Origin of the sequence: Kocuria arenosa (genome assembly GCF_042879215.1) — a bacterium.
GTDB lineage: Bacteria > Actinomycetota > Actinomycetes > Actinomycetales > Micrococcaceae > Kocuria > Kocuria arenosa.
On the sequence record NZ_JBHZTA010000001.1, the window covers coordinates 98,018 to 117,663 of the forward strand.

General features: G+C 71.9%; 14 protein-coding genes and 1 pseudogene. 7 read left to right on the forward strand and 8 right to left on the reverse strand.

The genetic code is table 11. The annotated features are described in order from the left end of the window. Positions 1-27: 27 nt before the first annotated feature. Together ACFYE3_RS00485 and ACFYE3_RS00490 are read right to left on the reverse strand one after the other, a co-directional pair. A complete protein-coding gene (locus ACFYE3_RS00485; protein ID WP_387605842.1) occupies positions 28-1,278 on the reverse strand; it encodes a phospholipase D-like domain-containing protein in 1,251 nt (416 codons plus the stop codon). Positions 1,279-1,318: 40 nt separating this feature from the next. Then, on the reverse strand, positions 1,319-1,825 hold the full coding sequence (locus ACFYE3_RS00490) for a RidA family protein (RefSeq protein WP_387605840.1): 507 nt from the start codon (positions 1,823-1,825) through the stop codon (positions 1,319-1,321). Positions 1,826-1,880: 55 nt separating this feature from the next. Here ACFYE3_RS00490 and ACFYE3_RS00495 point away from each other — a divergent pair, with 55 nt between their 5' ends. Beyond that, on the forward strand, positions 1,881-2,639 hold the full coding sequence (locus ACFYE3_RS00495) for a maleate cis-trans isomerase family protein (RefSeq protein ID WP_387605837.1): 759 nt from the start codon (positions 1,881-1,883) through the stop codon (positions 2,637-2,639). 104 nt (positions 2,640-2,743) lie between these two features. Here the strand turns inward: ACFYE3_RS00495 and ACFYE3_RS00500 are convergent, their stop codons facing one another. Further along, complete coding sequence (locus ACFYE3_RS00500) at positions 2,744-3,454, reverse strand: maleate cis-trans isomerase family protein (RefSeq protein ID WP_387605836.1); 711 nt, start codon at positions 3,452-3,454, stop codon at positions 2,744-2,746. 121 nt (positions 3,455-3,575) lie between these two features. Between ACFYE3_RS00500 and ACFYE3_RS00505 the strand changes: the two genes are divergently transcribed. After that, complete coding sequence (locus tag ACFYE3_RS00505) at positions 3,576-4,079, forward strand: DUF3830 family protein (RefSeq protein WP_387605834.1); 504 nt, start codon at positions 3,576-3,578, stop codon at positions 4,077-4,079. 46 nt (positions 4,080-4,125) lie between these two features. Here ACFYE3_RS00505 and ACFYE3_RS00510 read toward each other — a convergent pair whose 3' ends face one another. Continuing rightward, complete coding sequence (locus ACFYE3_RS00510) at positions 4,126-5,127, reverse strand: D-2-hydroxyacid dehydrogenase (protein WP_387605831.1); 1,002 nt, start codon at positions 5,125-5,127, stop codon at positions 4,126-4,128. A 65-nt stretch (positions 5,128-5,192) separates the two neighbouring features. Between ACFYE3_RS00510 and ACFYE3_RS00515 the strand changes: the two genes are divergently transcribed. The 3 genes from ACFYE3_RS00515 to ACFYE3_RS00525 are packed head-to-tail and all read left to right on the forward strand — an operon-like array spanning position 5,193 to position 11,046. Next, a complete protein-coding gene (locus tag ACFYE3_RS00515; RefSeq protein WP_387605828.1) occupies positions 5,193-6,470 on the forward strand; it encodes an aspartate aminotransferase family protein in 1,278 nt (425 codons plus the stop codon). 8 nt (positions 6,471-6,478) lie between these two features. Then, entirely contained in the window at positions 6,479-9,559 is a 3,081-nt protein-coding gene (locus ACFYE3_RS00520) for an FAD-binding and (Fe-S)-binding domain-containing protein (protein ID WP_387605825.1), read from the forward strand. Next, positions 9,556-11,046, forward strand: coding sequence for an NAD-dependent succinate-semialdehyde dehydrogenase (locus tag ACFYE3_RS00525; RefSeq protein ID WP_387605824.1), 1,491 nt, complete (start codon positions 9,556-9,558; stop codon positions 11,044-11,046). Before ACFYE3_RS00520 ends, ACFYE3_RS00525 begins: the two co-directional genes overlap by 4 nt. Positions 11,047-11,294: 248 nt before the next feature. Here ACFYE3_RS00525 and ACFYE3_RS00530 read toward each other — a convergent pair whose 3' ends face one another. Then, complete coding sequence (locus tag ACFYE3_RS00530; protein WP_387605821.1) at positions 11,295-11,957, reverse strand: GntR family transcriptional regulator; 663 nt, start codon at positions 11,955-11,957, stop codon at positions 11,295-11,297. A gap of 593 nt (positions 11,958-12,550) precedes the next feature. Between ACFYE3_RS00530 and ACFYE3_RS00535 the strand changes: the two are divergent. Next, a pseudogene (locus ACFYE3_RS00535) lies at positions 12,551-13,966 on the forward strand (amidase). Between the two features lie 223 nt (positions 13,967-14,189). After that, entirely contained in the window at positions 14,190-15,587 is a 1,398-nt protein-coding gene (locus ACFYE3_RS00540; protein ID WP_387605819.1) for an MFS transporter, read from the forward strand. A gap of 223 nt (positions 15,588-15,810) precedes the next feature. Here ACFYE3_RS00540 and ACFYE3_RS00545 read toward each other — a convergent pair whose 3' ends face one another. From ACFYE3_RS00545 to ACFYE3_RS00555, 3 genes are read right to left on the reverse strand one after another with little or no spacing between them, the layout of a single operon-like run. Continuing rightward, the gene (locus ACFYE3_RS00545; protein WP_387605816.1) at positions 15,811-17,013 is read right to left on the reverse strand and encodes a M20 family metallopeptidase; all 1,203 of its coding nucleotides are present in this window, start codon (positions 17,011-17,013) and stop codon (positions 15,811-15,813) included. Positions 17,014-17,048: 35 nt separating this feature from the next. Then, the gene (locus ACFYE3_RS00550; protein ID WP_387605814.1) at positions 17,049-18,341 is read right to left on the reverse strand and encodes an aminotransferase-like domain-containing protein; all 1,293 of its coding nucleotides are present in this window, start codon (positions 18,339-18,341) and stop codon (positions 17,049-17,051) included. 7 nt (positions 18,342-18,348) lie between these two features. Then, positions 18,349-19,611: a M24 family metallopeptidase gene (locus ACFYE3_RS00555; RefSeq protein WP_387605812.1), complete on the reverse strand. Its 1,263-nt coding sequence runs from the start codon at positions 19,609-19,611 to the stop codon at positions 18,349-18,351. Positions 19,612-19,646: the final 35 nt, after the last annotated feature.

Below are 19,646 nucleotides of genomic sequence, written 5' to 3' on the forward strand. Positions count from 1 at the left end.
GCGAGCCGGGCCGAGGCGCCGGGGGAGTCAGAGGAAGGGGCGCAGCGGCACCAGCACGGTCTCGGCGAACCAGGCCGCGGGGTGCCGCTCGTCCCACCGGTCGGCGGTGAGCTCCCGGCAGTTCTCGCTGTCGGCGGCGAAGACCTCCTCCATGTCCGCGGCGAAGTCCCGGTCGTGGATCTCCAGGTTCGTCTCGTAGTTGAAGCCCAGGCTGAGCCGGTCGATGTTGGCGGTGCCGATGATCGACCACTGCCCGTCGATGGTCGCGGTCTTCGCATGGATCATCGCGTGGCGGTAGAGCAGCACCGTGATGTCCTCGGCCAGCAGCGTGGAGTAGAAGCCGCGGGAGAGCCAGTCCGCCAGGACGTGGTTGGAGTCCTCGGGCACGATGACGCGCACGTCCACTCCCCGCCGGGACGCCTCGATCAGGGCCGAGAGGATCTGCTGGTCGGGGATGAAGTAGGCGGTGGTCAGGTAGATGTGGTCCGTGGCCCGGTGGATCGCGTCGAGGTAGACGCTGCGGATCGGGTACACCAGGCTGGCCGGGATGTTGTTGATGGCCCGCACCCGGGAGTCCCACGCGCCCGGGTTCACGTGCGGCAGCCTCGGCCGCCGCGCCGAGGGGTGGTTCCACACCGCGGCGAAGGAGTGGCCCAGCTCGAAGGCGGCGGGGCCGGTGAGCCGGACATGGGTGTCCCGCCACTGCGTGGCGTAGAGCGAGCCGATGTTGTAGCCGCCCACGAAACCGATCTCGTCGTCGACGACCAGCAGCTTGCGGTGGGTCAGCCCGGTCGCCTGCAGCGGGCTCAGCAGCAGGCGCGGGCGCAGGACGGGGAAGCGGAAGACGTGCACGTCCGGGTGGAAGCGGTAGAAGCCGCGGGGCACCACGAGGTTGCCGAAGCCGTCGTACATCACGTGCACCTCGACACCGCGGGCGGCGGCGTCGTTGACGGCGTCCAGGAACTCGCGGCCGACCTCGTCGTCCTTCCAGATGAAGGTCTCCAGCTGCACCCGGTGCTCCGCGCCCCGGATCGCGGCGAGCATGTCCCGGAAGAGGTCCTCCCCGTAGGTGTAGACCGTGGTGCCGGTCTCGGCGACCGTGTGCTCGAACGTGCCCGGGCGCGGGAACCCGGAGCGCCGCGAGCGGCTCCGGCGCTCGACCGCGTCGGTGGCCACCAGGGTGGCCACCACCACTGTCTGGACGGCGATCAGGCCCAGGGCGGAGCGGACGACGAGGGAGCGGAGCATGCGGGGGCCCGTGGCGCGAGGGGACGTCATTCGCAAAGCGTACCCGTGGGCGGTTTCCCCGCCGGGCACGTCAGGAACGGAGGGCGACCACCAGGCTGATCTCGACGACCGCTCCGTCGGGCAGGCTCGTGACCCCGACGGCTGCTCGCGACGGCCGGCCGTCCTCCCCGAACGCGTCCAGCAGCTCATCGGAGGCTCCGTCGAGCACGCCCGGGTGGGCGGTGAATCCCGGGGCCGCCGCGACATATCCCGTCATGGACACGACCTGCGCCACCCGGCCGAGGCCGTCGAGGTGGTGGGCGAGGGACGCGAGGCAGTTGCGCACCGCCAGCCGCGCACACTCGCGGGCGTCCTCGGCGGCGGGGCCGTCCGGGGCGCCGACGGCGCCCCGGTGGGTCAGCACGCCCTGCACGGCATGGGTGTGGCCGGCCGTGAAGGCCAGCGCGCCTGCCTCGGTGACCGGCACGTAGGCTCCTGCGGGCCGGGGTGTGGGCGGCAGTCCACGGACGTAGGCCTCGTGGTCGTGGCGGGCGCGGCCCGTGGCGGGGGGTCGGCCGGACGAGGGGTCGAAAGGCATGGCATCTCCCAGGGACGAGGATTGTCGACGATCAGACACTATGGGACCATGAGACATGCCCAACATCCAGCGGTTCATACCTGAGGGCCCCGAGCTCGACCGCGTCATCGGCGTGGTCGATCCCTATGACATGGCGCTGGACCGGGAGCTGTGGCGCTGGATGCCCGACAACGTCTCGCTCGCCGTCGCCCGCACCCCCCATCACCCCATGGTGGTGGACGAGAACATGGCGAGCGCGCTCGGCGACGACGCCGAGATCCGCTCCACCGCCCGGTGCCTCACCTCGGTCGAGCCGGAGGCCGTGGTGTTCGCCTGCACCTCCGGGAGCTTCGTCAACGGGATCGAGGGGGCCCGGAGGATCTCCGCCGCCATCGGGGAGGAGACGCACGCCCCGGCCGTGACCACGTCCGAGGCGCTGCTCGAGGCGCTGGGCGTCCTGGGGGTCGCCCGCCTGGCCATCGCCACCCCCTACGTCCCCAGGCTGACGGAGCGGCTCGAGGACTTCCTGGCCGCCGACGGGCGCACCGTCGTGGGCACCGCGGGCCTGGGCCTGGATCGCCTGATCTGGCACGTTCCCTACCACGTCACCGCCGACCTCGTGCGCCAGGCGGACCGCCCGGACGCGGAGGCCGTGTTCGTGTCCTGCACCAACCTGCCCACGTTCCACATCATCGCGGCCCTCGAGGAGGAGCTGGGCAAGCCGGTGCTCACCGCCAACCAGGTCACCGCCTGGGCGGGTCTGCGGCGGCTCGGCCTGCCCCTGGCGACCGAGGGTCAGCGCCTGGGTGCGGTGGGTCGCGCCGCCCCCGGTTGAGCGGCCCGCCGGAACGGTGACGACCGACGACGACGGCGCCCTGCGGGGCGCCGTCGTCGTCGGTGGAGCGGCTCAGCTGATCGGCGACCCGCTGAGCGTGCCGCTCAGCGGCTGAACAGGGCGCCGAGGCCCTCGGCGCGCGCGGGGTGTCCGGCCAGCCGGAGCCCCTGCCAGGCCGTGACCTGGTTCGCCGTCAGCACGGGCACGCCGAGGGCCTCCTCGAGCCGGGGCAGCACGGCGACCGTGTGCAGCGCGGTGTCCGGGATCAGCAGGCACTCCGCGCCGGTCAGGTCGGCGGCTCGGGCGGTCTCGAGCACCCACTCGGCATCCAGCAGGCCCGCGTCCTCGCCGCTGGGGACGTCGTAGGTGGACAGGGCGGTCACGGTGATCCCGTCCTGCTCCAGGAACTGCACGAAGTGCGAGGCGACGTCCTCCGGGTAGGTTGCGGCCACGGCGACCCTGCTCAGCCCCAGGTGGTGCACCGCCTCGGCGAAGGCCAGGGAGGTGGAGGACGACGGGACGCCGGCGGCCTCCTCGACCCATCCCGCCTGTTCGCGGCAACCCTCCGAGCCGTAGACGAAGCTGCCCGAGGTGCACGCCCACATCGCGGCGTCGGGGGAGAGGTCCCGGGCCCTCTCGGCGGACGGCGCCAGGTTCTCCCGGGAGCCCAGGACCAGCAGCGCGTCGACGTCGTGGTCGGTGCCGCCCTCCCAGGTGTGGAGCACCGGGAAGGAGGCGTCCGGAACGAGCTGCTCGAGGGCGGGGAACTCGTCCTCCGCGCTGTGGCCGGGGTAGAGGATGGCGACGGTGTGCATGGTGCTGGAGGCCCCTTCGTGGTGTGTTGCGCGTCTCACGAAAAAGCTTACAGTTGGATTGTAAACAATCATAGGGTGCCGGACTGCGGCACCTCTGCCCTCGATCGGACGGAGACCACCCATGACGCGGTACCTCACCATCACCCTGGAGAAGCGGGGCGTCACCGCCCGGGCGCGACTGCTCGACGACGAGGCGCCGCGCACCGCGGAGGCCGTGTGGCAGGCGCTGCCCCAGTCGGGGCAGGTGTTCCACGGCAAGTTCGCGCGCAACGAGATCTACGCGCTCGTCCCCGCCTTCGCCGAGGAGGAGCCCGGTCCCGAGAATCAGACGATCACGCCGATCCCCGGGGACCTGTGCTACTTCACCTTCGAGGGCGTCCTCGACAATCCCGCCTATGGGTACGAGGCCTCGGCGGGGACCGCGGAGAACCGCCTGCTCATCGATCTGGCCGTCTTCTACGGACGCAACAACCTCCTGGTCAACGGTGACGTCGGGTGGGTTCCGGGCAATGTCTTCGCGACGGTCGAGGAGGGGCTCGAGGAGCTCGCCGCCGCGTGCCAGGACGTCTGGATGGGCGGTGCTCGCGGGGAGACGCTGAGCTTCGCCCGCGCTGAGACGACCTGACGCGGGACTCCGCGCCGGTCCGCGCGCGGGAACCGCCTTCCGTGCCTCAGCCGCGGCGCACGTAGCCCAGCTGCTTGTCCACCTGGTTGACCAGATCCTCCCCGGCGCACCAGCGGGTGAGGTTCTGCGCGAACTGGTCCGCCAGCGTGTCCCGCCAGCCGACGACGTCCCCGCTCATGTGCGCGGACACGTGCACGTTGTCCATCCGCCAGAACGGGTGCTCGGCGGGCAGCGGCTCCTCGTCGAAGACGTCCAGCGACGCGGCGGCGATCCCGCCCTCGCGCAGCGCCCGGACCAGGGTCGGCTCGTCCACGAGTGCGCCCCGGCCCACGTTCACCACGTGGGCGGTGGGCTTCATCCGAGCCAGCACCTCCGTGCCCAGCAGGCCGCGGGTGTCCTCCGTGAGGGGTGCGATGAGCACGAGGTGGTCCGCCCAGCCGGCGTGCTCGGCGAGGTCCGCACTGGGAACCACGGTCCCGAAGTCCGGATCCTCCTCCCGTGCGGTGCGTCCGGCCCCCCGGACTTCCAGGCCGACGGCCCGGAGCAGTCGGGCCGTCGCCCGTCCGATGCCCCCCGTGCCCACCACGAGGGCGTGCTGCCCCGCGCTGCGCTGCACCTCGCGGTGCCTCCAGGCGGATCGGCGCTGGAGGTCCTTGCTGGCGTGCAGCAGCTTGTCGTGGGCGAGCACCGACGCCAGGACGAACTCCGCGATGGGTCCGTCGAAGGCGCCGTGGGCATTGGTGACCTGGACCGGGGACTCCCGCAGCTCGTCGAAGAGCAGGGAGTCCACGCCCGCGGCAGCCACGTGGATCCACTCCAGGGAGTCGGCGTGGGACCAGGCGTCGCGCAGGGCAGGGGAGAAGAAGTCCCACACGAACAGGACCTGGGCCCCGGGCAGGGCCCCGGGCAGGCCCTCTGCGTCGGTCCAGACCACGTCGGCGCGGCCCTCGACGTCCGACGCGTTGTAGGGGGCGCTCGTGGCGGGTGCCGTGAGGATGACGACCTTCGGGCGTCGCCGGGGGGACTGGGTCTGCGTTGTCTCTTCCATGGCGCCACTGTAGGACGCCACAGGATTGTTGACAATAATTCAATTCTCCCCGGAGAATGTGAGCCATGACTTCTCTCAGCCCCGTACTCAAGCAGGCGACCCCCGTGGTCGTGGACCACGCCCAGGGAAGCTGGATCCACGGAACGGACGGGCGGTCCTATCTCGACTTCACCACCGGCATCGGTGTCACCAGCACGGGTCACTGCCACCCGAAGGTGGTCGCCGCCGCTCGTGAGCAGGTCGGCAAGATCATCCACGCGCAGTACACCACCGTGATGCACCAGCCGCTGCTGGCGCTGACCGAGAAACTGGGCGAGGTGCTGCCCGAGGGGCTGGACTCCGTGTTCTACGCCAACTCCGGCTCGGAGGCCGTCGAGGCGGCCATCCGCTTGGCGCGCATGGCCACCGGCCGGCCCAACATCGTCGTGTTCCAGGGCGGCTTCCACGGCCGCACCGTGGCCGCCGCCTCCCTCACGACCGCCGGCACGAAATTCTCCGCCGGCTACGCGCCGCTCATGGCCGGGGTGCACATGTCCGCGTTCCCGTACGCCTACCGCTACGGCTGGGACGAAGAGGCCGCGGTGGCCTTCGCCCTCCAGGAGCTGGACTACCTGTTGCAGACCCGCACGGCGCCCAACGACACGGCGGCGTTCCTCATCGAGCCCGCCCTGGGCGACGGCGGCTACCTCCCCACACCAGGGGCCTTCATGGACGGCCTGCGCGAACGCGCCGACCGGCACGGCATCCAGCTGATCTTCGACGAGGTGCAGGCGGGCGTCGGGCGGACCGGCAGGTTCTGGGGCCACCAGTACTCCAACGTGGCTCCGGACATCATCATCACGGCCAAGGGCATCGCCTCGGGTTTCCCGATCTCCGCCATCGCGGCCTCCACCGGGACCATGTCCAAGGCCTGGCCGGGCTCCCAGGGCGGCACCTACGGCGGCAACGCCGTCTCCGCCGCGGCCGGCGTCGCGACCCTCGAGGTCGTCGAGGAGGAGGGTCTCGTGGAGAACTCCCGTGTGCGCGGCGAACAGCTGCAGGCCGGGCTGATCCAGATCCAGGAGCGCTTCCCCGTGATCGGCGACGTCCGCGGCCGTGGCCTGATGCAGGGCATCGAGTTCACCGCCGAGGACGGGGCTCCGGACGCCCGGACGGCCGCCGCCGTCCAGCAGGCCACCACGGACCAGGGCCTGCTCACGCTGACGTGCGGCCCCACGGGCAACGTGGTGCGGCTCATCCCCGCCCTCGTGGTCACGGCCGACGAGATCAGCACCGGCCTGGAGCGCTTCGAGGCCGCGCTGGCCGCCGTCACCGAGGCGGTCACCACCGCCACCGGATCCTGAAGGACGCCATGAACCCCGCCACCCCCGAGCCCACGACGGCGGTCCGTGCGTGCGCCGACCCGACGACCGCGGACGCCCGGTCCGTCGCCGCGCGCGAGCAGGCCTCGGCGACGCCCGCCGTGCTGGCGCGCCTGGCGGCCGCCGGAGTGGCCGCCGACTCCTCGCCGCGCCGGCTGGCCGAGTACGCCTACGACGCCTCCAACTACCGGGTGGCGCCCCTGGCCGTCGTGTTCCCGCGCACCGTGCAGGACGTGCTGGCAGCGGTGGCGGCGTGCCGGGAGGCCGGGACGCCGCTGATCGGCCGCGGCGGGGGCACGTCCATGGCCGGCAACGCCGTGGGCCCCGGGGTGGTGCTGGACTTCTCCCGCCACATGAACCGCATTCGCGCCATCGACGAGGCCGCGGGCACGGTGGACGTGGACCCGGGCGTGGTCCTCTCGGACCTCACCCGGGAGGTCGAGCGCGTCACCGTCAACCGCGCCACCTTCGCCCCGGACCCCTCCTCGAAGAACCGTGCCACCGTGGGCGGGGCCATCGGCAACGACGCGTGCGGCAACCACTCCGTCCGCTACGGCCGCACCTCCGACCACGTGGCGGAGATCGACGTCGTCACCACCGACGGGGCCCGGCTCACCGCCACGACCACGCAGCTGCGCGCCACCGACCCGCAGGACACGTTCTCCGCCGCCCGTGCGGCGGAGCTGACCGCGTCGCTGACGCGGCTGGCGCGGGAGAACCTGGCCGCCTTCCGGACGGAGCTGGGCCGGATCCAGCGCCAGGTCTCCGGGTACCACCTGGAGAACCTGCTGCCCGAGAAGAAGTTCAACGTGGCACGGGCCCTCGTGGGCTCGGAGGGCACCTGCGCCGTCGTCGTCGGGGCACGGATGAGGATCGTCCCCAAGCCCGCCAGCGCGCTGCTGGTGTGCCTGGGCTACGAGGACGTCGTGGAGGCCGCACGGGACATCACCACCATCCTGGAGTTCTCGCCGGCCGCCGTGGAGGGCACGGACGAGGCCATCGTGGAGACCATGCGGTTCCGGCGCGGGGCGGACTCCGTGCTGGGCCTGCCCGCCGGACGGGCCTGGCTGTTCGTGGACCTGGACGGCGACGAGCCCGAGGCGGTGGCCGCGGAGGCGGACCGCCTGCTGGCGCGGCTGGCGGGAAACGGCCGGCTCGTGGAAGGCCGGGCCGTGCCGGACCTCCTGGAGCGCGCCTCGCTGTGGCGCGTGCGCGAGGACGGTGCCGGTCTGTCCTCCCGGCTGGCCGGCGGCGGGGAGTCCTGGCCCGGATGGGAGGACTCGGCCGTGGCCCCGGAGGACCTCGCGGACTACCTCGCGGACCTGCGCGTCCTGATGGCCGAGCACGGGCTCGACGGCGTCATGTACGGCCACTTCGGCGCCGGGTGCATGCACATCCGGATCACCTTCGACCTGCGCACCGACGCCGGCCGGGAGGTGTTCCGCCGCTTCACCCGCGAGGCCAGCGAGCTGGTGGTCCGGCACGGCGGGTCGCTGTCCGGCGAGCACGGGGACGGGCGGGCCCGCTCGGAGCTGCTGCCGATCATGTACTCCCCGGCGGTGCTCGCGGCCTTCGCCCGGTACCGCCAGCTGTGGGACCCGTCCGAAATCCTCAACCCCGGCTCGGTGACGGCCCCGGACCCGATGGACGCCCACCTGGCGCTGGAGGGCGTGCCGGCGCGGAAGTGGCGTACGAGCTTCGACCTGCGCCCGGTCGGCAGCCACGGCGGCGGCTCCCTGGCGGAGACCGACGACCCGACCACTGCCTCCGGTGCCGGCACGGACCCCTGGGTCCACGCCGTCCAGGGCTGCATCGGCGTGGGCCGCTGCCGTGCGGACACCGGCGGGGTGATGTGCCCCAGCTACCGGGCCACGCGGGACGAGAAGGACTCCACCCGGGGCCGCGCCCGCGTGCTGCAGGACATGGTCCGCGGTGCAGCCACTGTGCAGGCGGGCTGGCGCTCGGAGGAGGTGCGGGAGGTCCTGGACCTGTGCCTGTCCTGCAAGGCGTGCGCCACCGACTGCCCAGCCGGTGTGGACATGGCCACCTACAAGTCCGAGTTCTTCGACCACTACTACCGGGGCCGGCTGCGACCCCTCTCGCACTTCTCCCTGGGCTGGTTGCCGCGCTGGCTCAAGCTGACCGGCCGGATCGCCCCGCTGGTCAACGCGGTGCTGGCCACGCCCCTGGGCAAGGTCGCCGCCGTGCTGGGCGGGGTGACCACCCAGCGCCCCCTGCCGCGCTTCGCCGGGGCGGGGGAGTGGCGACGTGAGGTCGCCGCAGCACGGGGCGCCGGGAAGGAACCGGGAACCGCGGTGCTGTTCGTCGACACCTTCACCCGGGGATTCCGGCCCGAGGTGGCCGGTGCCGCCGCCCGTGTCCTCGCCGACTCCGGCGAGACCGTGGAGTGCTCTGCCGACGCCTGCTGCGGGCTCACCTGGATCTCCACCGGCCAGCTGGGCACCGCCAAGAAGCTGCTGGCCCGGGCGGCGGACACCCTCGACGACGGCACGGACCGCCCGATCGTGGTCGTGGAGCCCAGCTGCGCCGCGGCTCTGCGGAAGGACCTGCCCGAGCTCGTCCCAACGGAACAGGCGCGACGGGTCGCGGCCCGTGTGCGCAGCTTCGCGGCGCACACGGCTGAGCGCGTCGCGGGCGGCTGGGCCCCGTCCCCGGCCCGCCCCGTGCCCGAGCGGGTGGTGCTGCAGACCCACTGCCACGAGTACTCGGTGTTCGGCGCGGGCAGTCAGCGGACGGCCCTGAGGGCCGCGGGCGTGGACGAGGTGGTGGATGCCACCGGCTGCTGCGGGGTGGCCGGCAACTTCGGCTTCGAGAAGCAGCACTACGAGGTGAGCATGCAGGTCGCCGAGAACGCTCTGGCACCGGCCCTGCGCGGGACGGACGCCGAGGCCGCGGTGCTCACCGACGGCTTCTCGTGCGCCATGCAGGTCGACCAGCTCGACGCCGCCCGGCCGGGTCTGCACCTTGCCCAGATCCTGGACCCGGGCCCGCCGCAGCCGGCGGCCTCCGACCGAACCCGTTCCACGACCCCGAAAGAGGACACTCCATGACCACCAACGTCAACGCCTCCCGCACCTCCCGGAAGGCCCTGGATGCCGTCGGCACGGTCAGCACCGGCCTGTTCATCGACGGCCAATGGTGCGAAGCCGCCTCCGGCAAGCGCTTCGACGTCGTCAACCCGGCCACCGAGGAGGTCATTGCCACGGTCGCCGACGGCGGCGCCGAAGACGCCCGGCGGGCCATCGAGACCGCCGGCCGCGTCCAGAAGGACTGGGCGAGGACCCCGCCCCGGGTGCGCAGCGAGATCCTCCGCCGCGCGTACGACATCATCATGGCGCGCCAGGACGAGCTGGCGCTGATCATGACCACGGAGATGGGCAAGCCCTTCGCCGAGGCGAAGGGCGAGGTCGCCTACGCGGCCGAGTTCTTCCGCTGGTTCTCCGAGGAGGCCGTGCGCATCGGCGGCGACCAGACCACCACCGGTGACGGCAAGAACCGGATCCTGGTCTCCAAGGAGCCGGTGGGTCCCTGCGTGCTGGTCACCCCGTGGAACTTCCCGCTGGCCATGGGGACCCGCAAGATCGGCCCGGCCATCGCCGCCGGCTGCACCATGGTGTTCAAGCCCGCGAACCTCACCCCGCTGTCCTCCCTCGCCCTGGTGGACATCCTCGTCGAGGCCGGCCTGCCCGAGGGCGTGCTGAACGTGATCTGCACCTCCAGGGCCTCCACCGTGGTCGGCCCGTGGATGTCCAGCGGCATCGCCCGGAAGATCAGCTTCACCGGATCCACCGAGGTGGGTGTGCGCCTGCTCGAGCAGGCCGCCCAGCACGTCATGCGCTCCTCCATGGAGCTCGGCGGCAACGCCCCGTTCGTCGTGTTCGAGGACGCCGACCTGGACCGCGCCGTGGACGGGGCCGTGGCGGCGAAGATGCGCAACATGGGCGAGGCCTGCACCGCGGCCAACCGCCTGTTCGTGCAGCGCTCGGTCGCGGACGAGTTCTCGAAGCGGCTGGCCGCCCGCCTGAGCGGGCTGTCGGTGGGCGACGGCGCACAGGACGGCATCGACGTCGGCCCCCTGGTGGAGGAGAAGGCCCTCACCAAGGTGCAGGAGCTGGTGGACGACGCGGTGTCCAGGGGCGCCACGGTCGTCTGCGGCGGCTCCCGTCCGGACCGGCCCGGCTACTTCTACAGCCCGACCGTCCTGTCCGACGTCGACGCGTCCGCCCAGCTGATGAACGAGGAGATCTTCGGTCCGGTCGCCCCCGTGATCCCGTTCGACACGGAGGAGGAGGTCGTCCGCATGGCCAACGACACCCCCTGGGGCCTGGTGGGCTACCTCTTCACGCAGGACATCGACCGCGGATTCCGGGTGGGCGACGCCCTCGAGGTCGGCATGCTCGGCCTCAACACGGGCATCGTCTCCAACCCGGCCGCGCCCTTCGGCGGCATCAAGGCCTCCGGGCTCGGTCGCGAGGGCGGCCGCGTGGGCATCGAGGAGTTCCTCGAGACCAAGTACATGGCCGTCCCGCGCGGCTGATGGAACGGCCCGGCGCACCGGGCCCCGATGCACGAGTGCCCCTCGTCCGACCGTCCCGGGCGGACGAGGGGCACGCACGTGCGTGCGCGCCCGCACGCGCTCCCGTCCGCCCCGCGCGCCCGGCGCCCGTCCACGCGGCCCGGGAGCAGAGGTCATGGGCCGCGTGGACGGGCGCCGGGCATCGAAGGGCCCCGGACGTGGGTGGTGCCTGATCCTCGTGGGGCCGGGCACCACGTGATGCCCGCGGCTCAGGCCCCGGCGGGGCGCAGACGGTCGATGGCGTCCTCCATGTGCTCCAGGAGCAGCCGGTCGGCACCCTCGACGTCGGACCGCCCGATCGCCTCGGCGATGCCCCGGTGCTCGTCCAGCCGGAAGGCGGGAGAGCTGTACCGGTTCTCGAGCGCGGTGATGCACATGCGGGTCTCCACCATGAGCGTGGTGTGCATCCGGGAAAGCCGGGGGCTGCCGGCGAGAGCCACGAGCAGCGCGTGGAACTCCACGTCCGCCTCCGTGAGCGCGTCCGGGTCGTTCTGCGCGACCGCCGACGTCATCGTGCGCACCACCTCGAGAAGCCGTTCACCCGCGAGCTCAGCGTTGATCTGGATGGCTCGTGTCGCGGCCGCCCGCTCCACGGCGGTGCGTGCCAGGTACATGTCCCGCACATCGTCGTCCGTGACCTCGATGACGAACACGCCCCGATTCCGGATGCTGACGAGCAGGCCTTCCTGGGTGAGCCGCTGCATGGCCTCCCGCAGGGGCCCGCGGCTCACGCCCAGGCCGCGGCTGAGCTCGGCCTCGTTCAGCTGCTGACCGGGCACCAGGTCGCCTTCGCCGATGGCCCGGCGCAACTGCCGTGCAATGAGAGCAGGCGTCGTCTCCTGGACCACCGGGTGGAGTATGGAGCTGGTCATGGCGCCTCCGGCCGTGGTTCGAAGCATTGGACAAGGATATTGTTCACAATCATACCCCGAAGAGGGCGAGGAACGAGGGCCGGGAACTGCGCCTGACCTCCCCGGCCCCGCGGCGCTCCACTCCCACCACCCATGCCCGCTGCGCACCCCTGGCATCCCCGAAGCTCCTGCTCATTCTCTGTTGCTTGGATCACAGTCACGTCCTATGCTAGTTGTAGACAATCGTACGACTGGAGGATGATCATCGCATGTTCCCCCTCGCCCTCCCCGGTGTGCTCCTCCCGCACCGCGCGATCGCAACCGACCTGGTGGCTGGGGAGTCTCGGGCAGCTTCCGCTGTGGCGCGAGCCGTGGAGGGACGCACCACGGCTGTGCGGACACCCCTGTCCGGCCACGGGGCCCCGGAGGGCGCCGGTGGTCCGGGCCGGCATGGTCCTGCCTGTCCTCTCGGAGCTCCCGGACCCGGAGGAGCTCGCAGCAGGTCGTCCAGGACGTCCCTCCCGTCGTCCCCCGGGGCAGGAGGACTCCCACGGCCACCCGGCGTGACCTCACCGTGGTCCCCGTCCGCCCGACCTCGACCCAGAAGGAAGCCCATGACCGACCTGACGGAACTCACGGCCCTCGATCTGCTGGACGGCTACCGCCGCGGCAGCTTCTCCCCGGTCGACGCCACGCGCGCCGCACTGCGGACCATCGACGAGTTCGACGGTGCGGTGAACGCCTTCGTGTCCGTGGACCACGAGCAGGCCCTGCAGGCGGCCGCCGAGTCGGAGAGGCGATGGCACGCGGGGGAGCCGCTCGGCCCCGGCGACGGCGTCCCCACGTCCATCAAGGACATCTTCTACACCCGGGGCTGGCCCACGCTGCGCGGCACCCGGCTCATCGACGCGGACCGACCGTGGAAGGAGGACGCCCCCTGCGTCGCTCGGCTGCGCGAGACCGGTGCCGTGCTCCTCGGCAAGACGACCACCCCGGAGTTCGCGTGGAAGGGGGTCACCGACTCCCTCCGCCACGGTTCCACCGGCAATCCGTGAAACCCCGGTCTGACCTCGGGGGGATCCAGCGGCGGCAGCGCCACGGCCGTGGGGATGGGCATGGGGCAGTGGTCCGTGGGGACGGACGGCGGCGGATCCGTCCGGATCCCCGCCGCCTTCACCGGCACGGTGGCGATGAAGCCGACCTATGGCCTCGTCCCGATGTTTCCGGCCAGTCCTTTCGGCACGCTCGCCCACGCCGGCCCCATGACCCGCTCCGTGGCCGACACCGCACTGCTGCTGGACGTCATCACGGGCTTCGACTCCCGGGACTGGTCAGCTCTGCCGACTCCCTCCTGGTCCTTCCTGGAAGAGCTCGAGGGCGGGGTCCGAGGCCTGCGCGTCGCCTTCTCGCCCACACTGGGGTTCGGGCGGAACGATCCCGAGATCGAGCGGCTCGTGCGGGCGGCGGCCGAGCGGTTCGTGGAGCTCGGAGCCGTGGTCGAGGAAGTGGATCCGGGCATCCAGGACCCGGTCGAGGCCTTCCACACCCTGTGGTTCGCCGGCGCCGCGAAGGTCCTGGAGGGCTACGGTCCCGGCGCGATGGACGAGGTGGATCCGGGGCTGCGCCGCAGCATCGAGGAGCAGGGCGAGATCAGCGCCTCCGACTTCCTGGACGCCACGGCCGTGCGGATGGAGCTGGGCGTGACCATGGGGCGCTTCCATGAGACCTACGACCTGCTGCTCACCCCCACCCTGCCGATCCCCGCCTTCCCCCGGGACCGGGACGCGCCGGAGGGCTGGCACTCCCCGGACTGGACCAGCTGGACGCCGTACACCTACCCGTTCAACATGACCCAGCAGCCGGCCGTGAGCGTGCCCTGCGGCTCGACCGGGGCGGGCCTGCCGGCGGGACTGCAGATCATCGGGCCCCGCCACTCGGACCGGGCGGTGCTCCGTGCCGCCCAGGCGTACGAGCAGGTGGCCGGCTGGGGCGCCCAGCGTCCCGCGCGGGCGGTGGTCGGCGGTGGCTGACGGCCGGCCCGGTCCCGGCGCGCCGCCGCGTCCCGTCCGGCCCGGCGGCCGACCACGGCCGCCCTCGGGGGGAGGAGGCGACGGCCCGTGACCCCGGTGCACCGGAAGCACCACGAAACCTGACGAACCGTCGACCATCATCCACGCGGGCTGCTCCGTCAGAGGAGTGCCCAGCACAACCGGGGCACCGGCCGGTGCACCGTCCGCACTCTTGGAGGGTTCCATGAATTCACACCACAATCCTGGCCATTCGGGCGCCCGACAGGACCACCTGCCCCGCAACCCGGCAACAGGACGGCCCGAACCGGACGCCAAGACGGTCAACCGCGCCGTCGCAGCCTCCGCCATCGGCAATGCCACCGAGTGGTTCGACTACGGCGTGTACGCCGTGTCGGTCGTCTACATCACCCAGAACTTCTTCCCGGGTCAGTACGGCACCATCCTGGCGCTGAGCACCTTCGCGTTCTCGTTCCTCGTCCGGCCGCTGGGCGGCCTGTTCTGGGGGCCGCTCGGGGACCGCCTCGGCCGCAAGCGGATCCTCGCGCTCACGATCATCCTCATGGCCGGCGCCACCTTCTGCATCGGCCTGATCCCCTCGGTCGAGACCATCGGGATCGCGGCCCCGATCCTGCTGATCCTGCTCCGCGCCGTGCAGGGCTTCTCCACCGGTGGCGAGTACGGCGGCGCCGCGACCTTCATGGCCGAATACGCCCCGGACAAGAAGCGCGGCTTCCTCGGCAGCTTCCTGGAGTTCGGCACGCTGGGCGGCTTCGCCCTCGGCTCGCTCATCGTCCTGTCGGGCGAGGTGGTGCTGGGCAACGACGCCATGAACGAGTGGGGTTGGCGCATTCCGTTCCTGCTCGCCGGGCCCATGGGTCTGGTCGGTCTCTACCTCCGGTCCAGGCTGGCGGACTCGCCCGTCTTCCTGGAGCTGGAGGAGGCCGGCCACGCCGAGTCCTCCGCCGGGACGGCGCTCAAGGACCTGCTCACCCAGTACTGGCGGCCCATGCTCACGATGACGGGTCTGGTGATCGCGCTCAACGTGGTGAACTACACCCTGCTGAGCTACATGCCGACCTACCTGGAGGGGCAGACCGGCATGGACTCCCGGACCGTGCTGACCATCATGTTCGTCGCACAGTTCGCGATGATGCTCGTCATCCCCTTCGCCGGGGCGCTGTCCGACCGGGTGGGGCGCAAACCCATGTGGTACTTCTCGCTGATCGGACTGTTCGTCCTGGCCATCCCCATGTACACGATCATGGCCAACGGGTTCTGGTGGGCCCTGATCGGCTTCGCGGTGCTCGGTCTGCTCTACATCCCGCAGCTGGCCACCATCTCCGCGACCTTCCCGGCCATGTTCCCCACCCACGTGCGCTACGCCGGCTTCGCGATCACCTACAACCTCGCCACCGCGGTCTTCGGCGGCACCGCCCCGCTCGCCAACGAAGCGCTCATCGAGGCCACCGGCACCCCGCTGGTCCCGGCGTTCTACATGATGGCAGCCTGCGTCGTCGGGCTCATCGCGGTCCGCACCATGAAGGAGACGGTCGGCGCGTCCCTGCGCGGCACCGAGATCCCGGAGACGAGGCCGCAGGACATCGTCCGCGCCCGTTCCTGACCTTCCCGCCGGAAGACCCCCGCACCTCGCTCGGAGGTGCGGGGGTCTCTGCCGTGTCCGTCCACGGGCCGCGACCACCACCGGCACGGGACCGGACGCACCATCGACACGGGACGACGGTCCCGGAGCCCGGAACGGCCTCTGCAGGATCTCGAGACGTGGTGCGGCGGCCGTGGGCGTCCGGGCGACGTCGTCGTCCCCCGGACGCCGGAGGGACCTGCGGTCAGGCGCCGAGGAGCCGCAGAGCGGTGAGGGCGTAGGCGCGCGCGGCGAGGACCAGCTCGTCCACCCCCACGGACTCGTCGATCTGGTGGGCCTGGTCGTTGAGGCCGCCGGGGCCCATGACCACCGTGGGCACGCCGTGGTCCCGGGCGATGAAGCCGCCGTCGCAGGCCGCGGTCCAACCGCCCACCGACGCGGGGCCGCCGAGGTCGGCGACGGCGCCGTGCACGGCGGTGACCAGGGGGTGGTCGAGGTCCGTGCGGAACCCCGGCATGGCCATGGTGACCTCGACGTCCACGGAGATGCCGTCCCCCGTGATGCCGGCCGCGTCCACGGCCGCCACCAGGTCCGCGGCGAGCCGGTGCGGGTCCTCGTCGGGCATCAACCGGCGGTCGAGCCACACCCGGCAGGACGGGGCGACCATCGAGGTGGTGCGCCCGCCCTCGATCCGCCCGACGTTCCAGGTGCCGGCGCCCAGCAGCGGATCGAGGTCCTGCTGCCGGCGGTCGTGGTCGGCGCGGACGAGCTCGAGCACCCGGGCCGCGGCGTCGATGGCGTTGCGTCCGTCCGCGGGCCGCCCGGAGTGCGCCGGCACCCCGGTGACCTCGAGCTCCAGGTAGGCGTCGCCACGACACGCCACCACCGTCTGGAGGTCGGTGGGCTCGGCGACCACGCAACCGCGGAAGCCCCGGCCGAGTCCCCGCCGCGTCAGGTGCCGGATCCCGAGGCCCAGGTCCTCCTCGTCCACGGTGCAGGCCAGCCGCACGGGGCCGAGCAGTTCCGCACCTGAGCGGCGCAGGGCGTCCATGGCCACCAGCACGGCCGCGAGCCCGCCCTTCATGTCGGTGGCCCCCCGTCCGTGCACCCGACCGTCCTCCACCACGGAGCGGAACGGCTCCCGGGTCCAGCCGGGCCCGGCGGGCACCACGTCGGAGTGCCCGAGGAAGAGCAGACCGGGCCCGGTCCCGACGGGCCCGCCGGGGACCAGCTCCACGTCCACGTTCGGCCGGCCCGGGGCGGCCGGGTCGGTGCGGACCTCGAATCCGCGGGCCCGGCCGGCCTGTTCCAGGACCTGTACGGTGTGCTCCTCGGTTCCGCCGGGATTCTCCCCGCCGGCGTCGACCAGGGCGCGGGTCAGTGCCACGACCCCGTCCGGGTCGATGAGGTCGAGAACGGCGTGCTCGAGCTCCTGCGCAGCCTGCATGACTCCTCCGGACCGGGCTGTGCCCGCGTCGTCGTTCAGCGGTCGAGCTCCGCGCGGGCGGTGTCCAGGGCGCGCGCCAGACGCTGCAGCCCCACCTCCGTGCGCTCCGGCGAGGTCGAGGCGAAGCAGAGGCGGAAGGCGTCCTCGAACCGGCCCGAGGGGGACAGCGCCGCGCCGGGGATGAAGGCGACGCCCTCGGCGAGGGCGATCTCGAACAGCCGCGAGGTGGAGACCCTGGCGTCCTCGCCCTGCAGCGTCACCCAGAGGAAGAAGCCGCCCTCGGGATCCGTGGTGGTCACGCGGGGGCCCAGGTGCCGGGCGATCGAGGCGTCCATGGCCTCTTTGCGGCGGCGGTACTCGGTGCGCAGACCGGCCAGGTGGTCGTCGTAGCCGCCCTGGAGTAAGAAGCGCTCCACGATGTGCTGGCCGGGCACGTTCGTGCAGGTGTCCATGGCCTGCTTGCCGGCGATCAGGAGCCGGCGCAGCTTCGGGTCCGCGTCCACCCACCCCACCCGCAGACCGGGGGCGAGGACCTTGGAGAAGGTTCGCACCGAGAACACGAGCGGATCGTCCGGGCTGATCTCGCGGAAGCCGGGGACATCCTGGCCGGCGAAGCGCAGGCCCCCGTACGGGTCGTCGTCGAGGATCACCGATCCCCACCGGTGGGCCAGCTCCAGGATGCGGACCCTGCGGGCCTCGCTGAGGGTGGTGCCGGAGGGGTTCTGGAAGTTCGGGATGGTGTAGATGACCCGCGGGATCCTGCCGGACTCGGCCACCAGGGTCTCCAGGGCGTCCACGTCCATGCCGTCCCGGTCCACCGGGACCTCGAGGATGTCCGCGCCGTAGCTGAGGGCGGTGCCCGAGCCGTTGGTGTACGTGGGACTCTCGACCACCACGAGGTCTCCGGGGTCCACGAACAGCTTGAACGCCAGGTCGAGGCCCTGCATGCCCCCGGAGGTGATCACGAGGCGCTCGGGTCGGGTCGGCTCCGGGGTGGTGGAGTGGTGCTCCACGACCGTCTCGATCAGCCCGGGCTCGCCCTCGGTGGCCCCGTAGGTGAAGGAACAGTCGTCGAGCACCTCGGCGGCGATGCGGCGGAACTCGGCAGTGGGGATCACCTCGGCGGCGGGGGCGCCCATCGCGAAGCGGACGATGTCGTGGGCCTGGGCGGCCAGCAGGGAGGTGGAGGAGTCGATGACGGAGCCGACGAGTCCGTCGGCACGCCGTGCCAGGGGCAGCAGGCCCTGGGCCGGGTCCCCGCTGATCCCCCGGGTGGGCTTGACGGCGAGGTTCTCGACGCTGGTGAGGGGAGTGGTGGTCGTCGTCATGGGTTTCTCACTTCCTGATGAGTGCTCGGGGGAACGAGGTGAAGGACTCCACCCCGGTGCGCGTGACGCGGATGGACTCGGAGACCTCGTATCCGTACCCGGTCATCCACATCCCGCAGATGACGTGGAAGGTCATGTTCTCGGCCAGCACGGACTCGTCCTCGGTGCGGATGCTGATGGTGCGCTCACCCCAGTCGGGCGGGTAGCCGATGCCGATGGAGTAGCCGAGCCGGCTGTGCTTCTCGAGTCCGTGCTCGGCCAGTGACCAGTTCCAGGCGCTGGCCAGCTCCCGGACCGGCACACCTTCGGCCACGGTGTCGAGGACGGCCTGCAGACCCCCGGCCACGGCCGCCTCCAGGCGCAGCAGCTCGTCCGAGGGCGGGCCCAGCATCACCGTGCGGGCCAGAGGGACGTGGTAGCGGCGGTGCGCGCCGGCCAGTTCCACGACCACGGCGTCGCCCTCCCGGAGGACGCGGTCGGACCACGTCAGGTGGGGGGTGTCGGCGGAGGCGCCCGTCGGCAGCATGGGCACGATCGCTGGGAAGTCGCCCCACGCGTCGCCGACTCCTTCGGCCTGGGCCCGGGCGATCTGGGCCGCCACCCGGTTCTGGGGCACGCCGGGTTCGATCGCGTCGATCGCGGCCTGCATCGCCGCCGTGGTGACCCGGGCCGCGGTGCGCATGTACTGGATCTCGGCGTCCGACTTCACGGCACGCGCCCAGTTCACGAGTTCGAACGAGTCGACGAGCGTCCACTCCGGCAGCGCGTTGACCAGTGATCGGTACCCCTTGGGGGAGAAGAAGTGGGAGTCCATCTCGAGACCGACGCACCCGCGGGCGGCCGGGGCGATCCGGCCGCGCCGGCGCAGGGCGAACGCGACCCAGTCGAAGGGGTGCAGGTGTGGGCGGTGCACGTACCGTTCCGGGTAGCCGACGATCTGGTCGGACGGCAGCCACGACGTCCGGAAGGCGCCGTTGGCGTCCATCTCCCGCAGGAAGAGCAGCATGTCCCCCTCGTCCGGCACGAAGAGCATCTGTGGGGTGTAGAAGGACCAGGCGTCGTAGCCGGTGAGGTAGAAGATGTTCGCCGGATCCGTCACGACCAGCGCGCTGAGGCCCTGGTAACCCATCTTCCGGCGCACGGCCTGCAGGCGGCGGTCGTACTCCGCGGGGGAGAACAGCGCGGGGCGCACGTCCGGGGTCGCGGAGCACGCAGCGAGGCGGGGGTCCACCGGGTCGGCGGGCTGGGTGTTCGGCAACGAAGTGGTCATCCTTCATCATGGAAAGCGAATTGCAGATTGTCAAC